Origin of the sequence: Ruegeria sp. HKCCA4812 (assembly GCF_013034245.1) — a bacterium.
Lineage (GTDB): Bacteria > Pseudomonadota > Alphaproteobacteria > Rhodobacterales > Rhodobacteraceae > Ruegeria.
The window spans coordinates 24,768-36,330 of sequence record NZ_WQFQ01000014.1 but is presented as its reverse complement, the minus strand read 5'-3'; the positions used below and the strand labels follow the sequence as shown (position 1 = coordinate 36,330).

Sequence of the window (11,563 nt, the reverse complement as noted above, 5' to 3'; positions counted from 1 at the left end):
CACCCATTGGAAGAATTGAATCAGCAGTTCATGCACCGATCAAGGAAGAGTTTTTTAACAAAATATTCGCAAAGCTGTCATTCGAGGTATTGTGTCAAACGTCCAAATCGAGCCCAAAGAGGCCACTCGCTCAAACTTGGCTGGGGGCCGATAATTGTCCCATAACCGTCTATTTGACTGATTGGTTGCCAGAATCGCAGTCTTAGGTGATCCTTCAAGAAATCGAAGGATCGCAATATGTTCAGGTTTCTATTAATTGCATTCGGTATTTGCGTATCTACTTCCGCGTTAGCGCAAGAGTCGTCCGAAGATGTAGCGGCAAAAGATGGTATCTCGGCGACCTCATCCAGCCTGCTAACTGACGCTGAGTTGCAGACATTGGTCGCCCCGGTTGCTCTTTATCCCGACACGCTTCTCATACAGATATTTGTCGCGGCCACCCAGCCGTTGGAAATTGTTAAGGCTGAACGGTATCTACTGGACAACACCGATCGCGACCCTGTTGAGCTTGAGCTGGAAATCGAAGCAATGGGATGGGATCCTTCCGTCAGTGTGTTGGCGACGGCATTCCCCGAAATTGTTGGTCAGATGGCCACCCATATTGACTGGACCGAGACAGTCGGCACAGCCATGTTGGCCCAGTCCGATGATGTGTTGGATGCGGTGCAGGTCATGCGGGATCAGGCAATTGACAGCGGCGCTCTTGTTTCAGGGCCCGAGCAAACTGTCGAAGTATCTGACGACGACACAGTGATAATTACACCGACAGAGCCCGAAACAGTATACGTCCCACAATACAATCCCGAGACAGTTTATACCGGTCCGTCAACCGGGGATGTTGTGGGCGCCGCATTACTGACTTTTGGCACTGTCGCCCTGATCGACGAGATTTTTGACGACGACGATGATTGGTACGACTATTGGGGGTGCCGAAATTGCGGTGGCTGGGGCGGTGGTCCAATTTATAGAAAACCAGACATCGATATTGACGTCGATGGCAACGTCAAATTCGGCAATGACATAGATTTAGGTGACCGAACGAATATCGGATGGAATCCCGATCCTGACCGGCAACAGGAGGCCCGGAACAAAATAGCGGACCACAAAAGACCTGAAGGTGGCCGTGGCGACTTGCCGGTTAACCGTCCTGACGGTCGCACCGATGAGCTGCGTGCAAAGTTGAGCCGAGAATCTGGTGCTGCAGATATTAGCCGGGACCGCGGGGCGGCCGCGGCTGCGGTCGGTGCAGGGGCTGTAGCAGGCGGGGCTTTGGTGAACCGTGGCAACGCTAATCGGGACAAGGTCGCCGCAAAGCAACAGGCTATTGATCGCACCAAACGTCCAGATGCAACGAAAAAGCCAGTCGCACAAAGACCGCAGACTGCGAAGAAGCCGTTGGCGAAGAAGGCCGTATCGGCGCAGGGCAAGCCCAAGGCATCCAAAGGGCAAGCGATGAAGAAAAAAGCGTCCGGTAGCAGAACACAAAGCGCGTCCAAGCGTGGACATGCAGCTAAAGGCAAGCGGAGACGGTAAGGTGCGTAGATCAGTATTTACAATTTTGTTGCTCGCCGGGAGTGCAAGCCCGGCCCTCTCTGGCGGGGCCAACTTCGATACCCCGCAATCCGCACTGGATGCTTTTGTTGGTGCGTTGAAGGCCAATGATCAGAGCAAGATGCTCGAAATTTTTGGTCCTGAGGCCGAAGATTTAGTGGGAACGGGCGATCCGGCGGAAGACCAAGAAAGAAGGCAGGAAGTGTTAGGCATGTACGCTGAGGGGTATCGCTTTCAGCCTGAGGATGAAGGGGTTGTACTTCTCCTGGGTGAAGACAGTTGGCCATTTCCAATTCCAATTCTTCGTACAGATGACGGTTGGCGCTTTGACCTAGAAGCAGGGATCGAAGAGCTTTCAGCCCGCGAAATAGGTTTGAATGAGTTGGAAGTGATCGAATTGCTTGAGGCCTATGTCGATCTGCAGGCAGCTTTCCGGCTTGTGGACCATAACGGGAATGGCGTTATGGAATTCGCTCAGACGATCATTTCCGATCCGGAAGAGCAAAACGGACTCTTCTGGCCTGGAAAAAACAGCTTTGTCGGTGCAGCGCTTGCCCGCGCCGCAGCTTCGGGGTGGAGTGACGGTCAGGTTGACTATGAAGCCGAACCGTTTCTTGGTTATTATTACACAATCCTGCAAGAGCAGGGCCCTAACGCTCCGGGGGGTGCCTACTCTTATTTTGTCGGGGATCACTTTGTTGCAGGACATGCCTTGCTGGCAATACCGGCAGACTATGGAGAAACTGGCATCCATTCCTTTCTGGTTGGCGAAAACGGCATAGTCTACGAGGCAGATTTTGGCCCGGAGACACTTAGCATTGCAGCTGAAATTTCTGCCTATGATCCAGACACGAATTGGTCACCGGTCGAGTAATATTTGGATTGAAAGTGGCGCTTAAGCTCTGCGCTTTGCTGCGACAGCCAGTTTTTGACTTAAAACTCCTTCATGCGTACTTGGTTTTTTGCGCACCCACTAAATATGTCGGGATACTTGAACCGAAGAACTCGAACTTTCGAGTGCTACTCACTGTGATCGGTTTCTCGGTGGTAAAAAGATTGCTATCAAATGAGAACGAATTATCGATTCCGATCATCTGAATGTGAGAATAAATGCGCTTAGCTCTATTCATTCTCTTTCCGCTTATATTTGTCGGTTTGCTTGTTTTTCTGATCTTTGGCTTGAAGCCGCCCAACAGTATTAAGCTAGCTGCTGGCATAAACGGCGGGGGATATTGGCAAGTTGGACAACTCTACAAAGCAGAACTTGCACGTGACGGCATTCAGGTAGTTTTAGTAGAAACCGAAGGGTCCGTTGAGAATATTCAGAGACTTGTTTCTGGCGAAGTGGATGCCGCATTTGTTCAAGGCGGCCTCGAACTCCCTCAGGACGAAAGCTTACAGTCTCTGGGTGCCATTTTTCTTGAACCCATGGTGGTGTTTCGCGGAAAGTCTAGTCCAGTCGGAGCTAATGCAGGAGAATGGGGAGACATACGCTTAGCTGCAGGATCTCAGGCGTCTGGTACTCGCGCCGCCGCTTTAGCGCTAATTGAGGCCGCTGGGTTGCAAAATGTCGGCATAGACCTCGTCGATGTCGGGGGCCATGATGCGATAGGGGCGTTGTATGCCAACGAAGCGGATGCCGCGTTGTTTGTCGCTCCACTCGATGCACCTTACCTTATGGATGCAATTTTTGATCCAGATATCATTTTCGTCCCTATGGCTTTGGTCGACGCCCTTGCATTGAAACTTTCCGGAGCGAATTCGGTAACTGTGCCGGCAGGATCAATCACACTCGACCCTCCGAGACCACCAGAGGATGTTAAGATCTTAGCATTGCGAGCTTCACTTATCGCCGCATCCGATCTGCACCCTGCAGTAACCGATAGGTTGGTAAATGCAGCAAAGAACATTCATAGCGAACCTAATATTTTGCAAAGTGCGCGCGAGTATCCAAACACGGCTTCGCCACCTGTACCATTAAACAAGATTGCCACAGAACTTATAAACTCTGGGCCAAACTTTTTGCATGGCGTCTTGCCATATTGGATCGCGGCGCAGTTTGGCAGCGTATTGTTATTGCTGTTGCCTTTGTTGTTCTTAGTACCGTTTCTGCGGATCGTCCCGTCCAGTTACGTGTGGTTTCAAAAGCGCCGGGTCTGGCGTTTTTATCAGCGCATCGCTGCGCTTGAGGAGGAACTCGGCAAGGCACAGACCTCAACTGAAGTAGAAGAGGTCGCCAAAAATATCGAAGACGTGGACACCGCCCTTGCAAATCTGAATCTGCCTCTCGCATACCGCCAGGGAGCATATGATGCGCGTTTGCACATAGATCTAATTCGACAGGAGATTGCGCGTCGTCGAACTGCCAAAAATGATGGAACCCCGGCCTTCTCAAGCAAACCAACTTAAAATACCATTTCTATTTGAGACTTAGGTACGGTCGTATGCTTTAATCATTGCTTGAACAGTACTTTGGGCTCGCAGCCATCATTAGCAGAGTTTTCTTTGGCGGCAGCTTTGCTGGGCGAAAACAGTTTAGATTTTGCGTCATGGTTACTTGTATTGAGCGTTGTAAGCTCTGAACAAAATAAGAGGTTAGGAAATGTTCCGTTTAGCATCTATTTTGACTGTTGCGTTTACTGCTGCCGCGCATGCCGAGGACATCCCGAACACTCAACCCGGTGACAGAGAGTATTCCCCTTACCCACAACAAAACTTCCCTAATCAGGTCTTTTTCGGCGACACCCATTTGCATACATCATACTCTGCCGATGCTGGGATGATCGGAAATGTACTTGGCCCTGATGAAGCGTACAGGTTTGCCAAAGGCGAAGTCGTTACATCCAGCACCGGCGTCGAAGCGAGGTTGCGCCGACCATTGGGTTTTTTGGTTATTGCCGATCACGCCGAGAACCTTGGTCTCGCGCCGCTGCTCTCAGCCAAAGATGCCACGCTGCTCTCCACGGAGTTTGGCCAGCAACTGAACGCTGCTGTCGAGGCCGGTGATCCGGTTGGCGCATGGTCGATTTGGAGCCAAGCCAAGTCCACTGGCACAGACCCCTTGGCGGATTATCAGGAGATTTACCAAACAGCGTGGAGCAACATTACCTCTGCCGCTGAGGCACACAGTCAACCGGGTTTGTTTACTGCGCTTATCGGGTTCGAGTGGACCTCAAACCCACAGCGGAACAACCTGCACAGGAATGTCATATTCAATGGTGGCAAAGAGGGCGCTGACAAGATCATCCCGTTCTCGAACTTTGACAGCTTCGACCCCGAAGACCTTTGGGCATGGATGGAACAAGCCGAAGAGACAACAGGCCAAAAGCTGCTCGCGATCCCGCACAATGGCAATTTGTCCAACGGGTTGATGTTCGACGAAGTGCGCTTGTCCGGCGAACCGTTCGATGTTGAGTATTTCAAACAGCGTGCCAAGTGGGAACCGATCTACGAAATCACACAAATGAAAGGTGACGGCGAAGCACATCCCATGCTGTCACCTGACGATGAATTTGCCGACTTTGAAACGTGGGACAAAGGACAACTTGGACCAGAGCCCAAGACACCGGAGATGCTTCCACGCGAGTATGCACGCGCGGCATTGCGTCGTGGACTAGGATACGAGGCGGAAACTGGGACAAACCCGTTCAAGTTTGGCGTGATCGGCTCAACTGACGCTCATACATCGCTGTCCACGGTTGGCGAGGACAATTTCTTCGGGAAAGTCGCGGCTGTTGAACCTACTGCTGACCCGATCCGATTTGAAGAAGTCGTCGGCGGTATTGGTGGTGACGAGAGTGTTGCACAATATGCATGGCAGACTTCGGCGTCGGGTTTGGCGGCCGTTTGGGCAAGGGAAAACACCCGCGAGGCGATTTGGGATGCTTTTGCTCGGAAAGAAGTCTATGCAACCACGGGGCCGCGCATGCGTGTTCGCGTTTTTGCCGGATATGAATTCGACGAAACCGACCTGCCACGTGCGGATTTTGCCGCGTATGGATATGAAAATGGCGTCCCTATGGGGGCGGATTTGCCAGCGGATAGTGATGGTCGATCTCCGCGATTTCTCATCCGTGCTCTCCGCGACCCCGATGGGGCCAACCTCGACCGTATTCAGATTGTCAAAGGCTGGCTGAACAGTGACGGCACAACGTCGGAACGTATTTATGATGTTGCTTGCGGCGAGCGTGAACTTGTAAACGCGGCGTGTGACGGCCCGGTTGGCAATACGGTGGATGTAGAAAACGCGTCTTGGACAAATGACATCGGCGAGGCAATTCTCGCCGGATATTGGGAAGACCCGGACTATGACCCGACGCAAAGCGCGTTCTACTACGTCAGAGTGCTGGCCATACCAACGCCGCGCTGGACGACATACGACGCCAAGGTGTTCGGGACAGAAATCCCTGACGAAGCCCCTTGGTCGATACAAGAAAGGGCTTATACGTCGCCTATCTGGTACACACCTCAGGGATGATTGGTATTAGATTAAGATTGAAATTCACTTAGTCTGCCCTGGGCTCGAAGCCCTCTTCCAAGTGTTTTATTTAACGTCAGCTTTCGGGCCATTTGCAGGCGCCGATTCCCGTGTGTTCAAGGTAGCGAGGTCAGACATTTTGCGGATGTGTCACATCTTTATTGGCGGTGGCCACAGATTTCTGAACTCAGAACCCTTACTTTGTTTAATAGAAGCGGATCGAACTTCCTCGTGCCGCAGTGAGCAAATGAGGTTGATATACCAAACATGACGCAAGATCAGCTGGCGGAGCGGTGGCACATGGTGACTGCGATGGGCTGTGATCTGACGGTTGCAGCACTCTGCGCCATCACCAAGGGCCTCTACGTAACGCGGTCCTACAGGCACTTGGGCATGGCCCTTCAGTCGAAGATAGTTGGCCCAGCCTTCGATAGCTTGACCGTCTCCCGCATAGTGGAAAACGCAACGAACGTCACCGGAGCGGTATTGGCGTATTGCGCCGTCGAAGCATGTGTTTGCCCGGTAAGTCGCTGTCCTTGACCCGAAGGTGATACCATTATTCGTTAAGCTGTTGTGCAGCTCTTGTAGCCCTTGATGCTGCCACTGAAGCTGACATGGATCTCAGTAAGTGTGAGATTTCGACGACGTGTAGAGTTGCTTCAGATCCTTCGGGACTATCCGCACAAAGTAGAAAACGCCATCTTTGACAAATGAGTGGGGTGCAGTTTTGTTCTCCGCCACGTTCTACGGCGGCTCCATCCTGAGATAAAGATGATGCTTTACAACAGCTTAGCGGATGCTATGGTGCCCCCACACGGACTCGAACCGCGGACCTACTGATTACAAATCAGTTGCTCTACCAGCTGAGCTATAGGGGCACTGGCTGTCGATTACTTCCTCTGGCAGTAGACTGCAAGCCTGAATTTTAGCCCAAACTTAGACATTGCCCGATTTCCTGAGAACGTGCAAAAAAACGCTGAATTCATCCGTTGCAAATATCTCGCGAGTGGTAACGGACGCGGCTATGCAGAAAAGCCAAGGGGTAAAGGAAAAAATGCAGGTTGCCATCCACGCCGGTGTTGCCTTTTCGGATGAAGGGCTGGTGATGTCCTCGCTTGGCGCGAACAGGAGCGTACTGGCCGAATACCGAACTGCGGTTCTGGGGCCGCGTCGGTCCCGGCTATTCGTCAAAGTGATGTCTGACTCGATTCTGCAGGGTGTATCTGATGCAGACGCACGGAACAGATTGTCCGAGCTTGTTGCCGGAAACCAGAATCTGGACCGCGTGGTTGTGTCGAGCGACAAGTTCTTTGGCCCCAGGCGCACCGCGCTGCAAGACGGCCAGATCTATCCGTTTGCAGGGAATAGAACAGCCCATACGGGCACTCTGCTGGACGGCGTGCAGGTTCAAGTGTTTGCAGGGCTGGTGAACCCCGGGGTTTTTGTTCCAAAGATTCTGGCCTCGATCCATGAAGACCATCGACGGGACATTCTGGCCAGCACCGATTTAAGCTGCCTCAGCTGGCTTGGCATGATCGAAGACCTGCGGGATCTTGCGCCTCAGGTTCAGCTCACCTTGTGGGAACACGAGAATTCCCCGCTTATCTGGGGCGATATCATCCGCGCCATAGCGGGACTGCCTGACGAGGCTGTGCTTCATGAAGAGTTTGCATTCCTGTCCTCCCTTTTGACAGAAGCCGGACAACGTCATGTATTGGACATCGTGAGAAAAGGGGACGCCATCGATCACGGCCGCCGACGTGAAGAGATGGCGAATATTCTGGACGAATACGCCCGGCCGGAGCAAATCGAAGAAGAGCTCGATTTACCGGGCTGGAATTCCGACATAGTTGAAGCGTTCACAGAGCTTTACGAACAGGATCTGGCCACGATCCGGTCCATGCCTGACGTTCGTTTTTTGCAAATCTGATCGGTTTGCGCAGTGCCGTTGGGTTGGGTGCACAAATTGCGCGAAGGAAGCTTTTCCACGAATCCGGCGTGAGGGCAGGAACGCAAGCATATTTGGGGCCCTGCTGAATATCAGGCAGCGAACTGGTGGTCTTGCAGCGACGTGTTGATACGGAAAATCCTGCCGGTCGATGGGTTTATCTTACAAACCATGGCCTTCGACCAAATTGATCATCCGGTTTGCAGCAGAATGGCATCAACTGACCGGTTCATTTGTTTGGCACAATTCATCAGGCAACTAAGTAATCTCGCAATATCCCGTTGAACAGTTCAGCTTTTTCCAGATGGGTCGCATGTGCAGAGTTTGGTATCACCGCTAGGTTTGCATTCGGAATGGATTGCCACAGCTGTTCCGTCTGACTCCATGGGTAGGTGCGATCACGATCCCCCCAGATAATCAGCGTCTTGGTCCTGATTGCCGGCAGGTTTTCAGCGCCGCTCCAGGAATGCATCGCATCCAAACCAGACAGCATGGCCTTCAGGTTGCTTTTCTGGGCTATCGTAGCGCAAAGTTCATATTCCAAGGCGTTTTCGCGTTCGAGAAACCAGGTTGCCGCAATCCGCCGCGCCGTCACTATCGGCCCGTCTGCACAGGCACGGGTTTTCGAAGTGTCGATGGTCTCAAACCGCCCGGGCAGCACACCTTGGGACCCGGTGCCATAAAGAACCAAACGGTCAACACGCTCGGGCGCACGGGCAACCATTTCCTGCACGACCATTCCACCCATCGAGTGACCAACCAGGTGGAATGTCTCGATGTTGCGCGCCTTCAGCTCATTCAGCGCCCAGTCCGCGAATCCCGAGATGCTGCAAAACGCGTCACGTTGCGCATTTTCGCCAAAACCAGGCAGATCCAGCGTGATGACATCGTAACCTTTCAGGGCCTCGACCTGCCGCTGCCATTGCCGACTGCCGCCCAGGAACCCGTGAACAAACACGATGGGTGTCATTTCCGACCGCCCTGTACAATCCGATCGAGGATCATGGCACAGAACAGGATTGAGAACCCCGCAAGAATACCCTGGCCCACATTCGCGTATTGCAACGCTTCAAGAACATCCTCGCCCAGCCCTTTGGCACCGATCAGAGACGCAACAACAACCATTGCCAGTGACAACATGATTGTCTGATTGATCCCCGCCCGGATCGACGGGCTCGCCAGCGGCAAGTCGACTTTGGTGAGCAGATACCATTTGTTGGCGCCGAAACTGATCGCCGCCTCGCGCACGCTTTCGGGCACGCCACGCAAGCCGAGAACGGTCAGGCGCACCACGGGCGTACCACCGAAAATCATCGTGACCACGACTGCCGCCGGCTTGCCGACACCAAAAAACGCGATCACGGGGACCATGAAAACAAAGGCGGGCATGGTTTGCATGAAATCCATGATCGGCTGGATGAAAGCGTAGAACCGAGGGCGACGCGCCGCGAACATGCCCAGTGGAATTCCGATGACAATCGACAGGCATGCCGCTGTCCCCAACAAGGCCAGCGTGGTCATTGCGCCCTCCCAAAAGCCCAACAGCCCCATATAGGCCAGAAACGCGCCCGAATAGATTGCCGTGCTGACACCCGCAGTCAGCCATGTCAGCAGAATGATGAGACTGGCGATCACGATCCATGGCGTCTGCACCAGGATGACCTCGAGCGCGTCCAGCAGGGTACGGATACCGAATGTCAGCCCGTCAAAGAACGCTTCGCTGTTGCGCACGCACCAGGCGATGAAATCTTCCACCCAGGTGATGCTGGTCAGGCGGATATTGGGGTCTGTCGGGAAGTGGCTAAGCAACGAGAAACGCCCCGGAAAGCTGTAATGCATCATCGCCGCAGCAACGATCAGCGCCATGAAGATCGCGCTGAACACGATCTGCGATACCGGCATTGCAGATCGGATTGAACGATCTGACAGCCATTCCGAGAAACGCGCCTCGAGCGCCCAGTTTGCCACCTGTGACTGAACAAGCTTGACGATGATCAGAATGATCAGGCCGGTCAGAACGATGTAAGGCCCTTCAGCGGCCATTGCTTCGGCTTCGGCGCGGATGCCGCCTATGTTTTCCTCGAGCGAGTCCACCGTCCGCTGGTAGACGTCGATCTTGTCCGAGTTGTTTTCGATGGCAGCGGCCAACTGCTGACGGCGCAGCTCAAGCGTTCCTTCAATTGACGCGATGCGTTCCATTGCCTCGGCCGCCAGGTCGCCGAACATCCCGCGCGCGATCTGCACATAGGCTATTGTTTCGAGGATCAGAAATGGCAACGCCCATGACCACAAGCCCCGTGCACCGAACCAGACCGGGCCAAACACCCCGGCCATCAGATTGAAAGTCGGCGTAAATCGGGACGATGCGCCGATCTTGTCGAAGTTGCGGATGTAATAGTCGGGGCTGGTGCGAACGAAGGCACGGATGTTTTCGCGCCGCTCTTCGGCATATGCCTGGGCTGCTTCGCTCTCGGTATCTTCCAGCGGGTTCACATCTGAAGACCTCATGACACTTCGGTTCCTTCGATCACGGTGCGCAACAGATCGGCACGGGTTATGACGCCAACATCCACGCCGCCGTCCTCCACAAGGATCGCGCTGTCGGTGTCGATTGCCAGATTGATCAGCGTGCTCAGGTTTTCGCCTTCATTCACACGCGGGGCGTCCGAGGGCAGCGGACCATGGGTCGCGACATGTTCCGGTATGGGCCGCATGACGGCGTGGGCACGCACCACCTTGAGCCTTGAGATACCCGCCACGAAATCGGCGACATAGTCATCGGCGGGGTTCATGACGATGTCTTCGGCCGTTCCGATCTGCACCACCTTGCCGTCGCGCATGATCGCGATCCGGTTCCCGATGCGGACGGCTTCATCCAAATCATGGGTGATGAAGATCGTCGTCTTTTTCAGGATTTTGCTCAGTCGAATGAACTCATCCTGCAATTGCCGCCGGATCAACGGGTCCAACGCCGAGAACGGTTCGTCCATCAACAACACATCCGGGTTCGCTGCCAGTGCCCGGGCAAGGCCCACACGTTGCTGCATTCCCCCGGACAACTCGTGTGCGAATTTCGATCCCCAGGCTCCGAGTTCGACGATATCCAGAATAGCAGCGGCCTGACGCATGCGTTCATTCTTGCTGACCTGCCGGATCTCCAGCGGCATTGCGACATTGTCCAGCACAGACCGATGCGGCATCAGCGCAAAGTTCTGAAAGACCATGCCAATCTTGTTGTTGCGAAACTGCTGAAGCTCTTTCGGGCCCAGGGCCATCACGTCCGTGCCTTCGATTTCGATCTTGCCTGCGGTGGGTTCTAACAGCCGGTTGAAATGGCGGACCAGAGTGGACTTCCCGCTGCCTGACAGGCCCATGATGCAGAATATCTCGCCCCGGTTGACCGAAAGACTGACATCCGCGACGCCGACAACGCAGTTGTATTCCGCCAGCACCTGGGCCTTGTCCAATCCACGGTCGCGGATTGCCTGCAGCGCCACCTCGGGCCTGCCCCCGAAAATCTTCCAGACATTCGAGATTTCAATAACGGTATCGTCGCTCATAAGTCCCCCAGAGATGCGCAACTGGGT

8 protein-coding genes and 1 tRNA gene are annotated in these 11,563 nt (G+C 53.8%); 5 read left to right on the top strand and 4 right to left on the bottom strand.

Features of this window, described 5'->3' with window-relative positions; all coding sequences use genetic code 11:
• Nucleotides 1-237 precede the first annotated feature (237 nt).
• The 4 genes from GOW04_RS21195 (at nucleotide 238) to GOW04_RS21180 (ending at nucleotide 6,028) form a co-directional block, all read left to right on the top strand.
• A complete protein-coding gene (locus tag GOW04_RS21195) occupies nucleotides 238-1,533 on the top strand; it encodes a DUF3300 domain-containing protein (RefSeq protein ID WP_171233932.1) in 1,296 nt (431 codons plus the stop codon).
• Nucleotide 1,534: 1 nt separating this feature from the next.
• Nucleotides 1,535-2,425 (top strand): DUF2950 family protein, encoded by an 891-nt coding sequence (locus GOW04_RS21190; protein WP_171233931.1) that lies wholly within the window; start codon nucleotides 1,535-1,537, stop codon nucleotides 2,423-2,425.
• A gap of 236 nt (nucleotides 2,426-2,661) precedes the next feature.
• Nucleotides 2,662-3,960 carry a TAXI family TRAP transporter solute-binding subunit gene (locus GOW04_RS21185; protein WP_171233930.1) on the top strand — a complete coding sequence of 433 codons (1,299 nt, stop codon included), beginning with the start codon at nucleotides 2,662-2,664 and terminating at the stop codon, nucleotides 3,958-3,960.
• Between the two features lie 193 nt (nucleotides 3,961-4,153).
• On the top strand, nucleotides 4,154-6,028 hold the full coding sequence (locus GOW04_RS21180; RefSeq protein WP_171233929.1) for a DUF3604 domain-containing protein: 1,875 nt from the start codon (nucleotides 4,154-4,156) through the stop codon (nucleotides 6,026-6,028).
• Between the two features lie 802 nt (nucleotides 6,029-6,830).
• Here GOW04_RS21180 and GOW04_RS21175 read toward each other — a convergent pair.
• Nucleotides 6,831-6,906 (bottom strand) — tRNA-Thr (locus tag GOW04_RS21175).
• 146 nt (nucleotides 6,907-7,052) lie between these two features.
• Between GOW04_RS21175 and GOW04_RS21170 the strand changes: the two genes are divergently transcribed.
• Nucleotides 7,053-7,958 (top strand): hypothetical protein, encoded by a 906-nt coding sequence (locus GOW04_RS21170; RefSeq protein ID WP_171233928.1) that lies wholly within the window; start codon nucleotides 7,053-7,055, stop codon nucleotides 7,956-7,958.
• A gap of 268 nt (nucleotides 7,959-8,226) precedes the next feature.
• Here the strand turns inward: GOW04_RS21170 and GOW04_RS21165 are convergent, their stop codons facing one another.
• Genes GOW04_RS21165 through GOW04_RS21155 form a run of 3 tightly spaced genes read right to left on the bottom strand, consistent with a single transcriptional unit; the run spans nucleotide 8,227 to nucleotide 11,536 of the window.
• Entirely contained in the window at nucleotides 8,227-8,946 is a 720-nt protein-coding gene (locus tag GOW04_RS21165) for an alpha/beta fold hydrolase (protein ID WP_171233927.1), read from the bottom strand.
• Nucleotides 8,943-10,484 (bottom strand): proline/glycine betaine ABC transporter permease, encoded by a 1,542-nt coding sequence (locus GOW04_RS21160; RefSeq protein ID WP_171233926.1) that lies wholly within the window; start codon nucleotides 10,482-10,484, stop codon nucleotides 8,943-8,945. Before GOW04_RS21160 ends, GOW04_RS21165 begins: the two co-directional genes overlap by 4 nt.
• Nucleotides 10,481-11,536, bottom strand: a complete 1,056-nt coding sequence (locus GOW04_RS21155) for a glycine betaine/L-proline ABC transporter ATP-binding protein (RefSeq protein ID WP_152456674.1) — start codon at nucleotides 11,534-11,536, stop codon at nucleotides 10,481-10,483. Before GOW04_RS21155 ends, GOW04_RS21160 begins: the two co-directional genes overlap by 4 nt.
• Between the last annotated feature and the right edge of the window lie 27 nt (nucleotides 11,537-11,563).

Bases quoted from the DNA above. Each gene is read 5' to 3' on its own strand.
- GOW04_RS21195 (WP_171233932.1), top strand. From the start codon at position 238: ATGTTCAGGTTTCTATTAATTGCATTCGGTATTTGCGTATCTACTTCC.
- GOW04_RS21185 (WP_171233930.1), top strand. From the start codon at position 2,662: ATGCGCTTAGCTCTATTCATTCTCTTTCCGCTTATATTTGTCGGTTTG.
- GOW04_RS21180 (WP_171233929.1), top strand. From the start codon at position 4,154: ATGTTCCGTTTAGCATCTATTTTGACTGTTGCGTTTACTGCTGCCGCG.
- GOW04_RS21170 (WP_171233928.1), top strand. From the start codon at position 7,053: ATGCAGAAAAGCCAAGGGGTAAAGGAAAAAATGCAGGTTGCCATCCAC.
- GOW04_RS21165 (WP_171233927.1), bottom strand. From the start codon at position 8,946: ATGACACCCATCGTGTTTGTTCACGGGTTCCTGGGCGGCAGTCGGCAA.
- GOW04_RS21160 (WP_171233926.1), bottom strand. From the start codon at position 10,484: ATGAGGTCTTCAGATGTGAACCCGCTGGAAGATACCGAGAGCGAAGCA.
- GOW04_RS21155 (WP_152456674.1), bottom strand. From the start codon at position 11,536: ATGAGCGACGATACCGTTATTGAAATCTCGAATGTCTGGAAGATTTTC.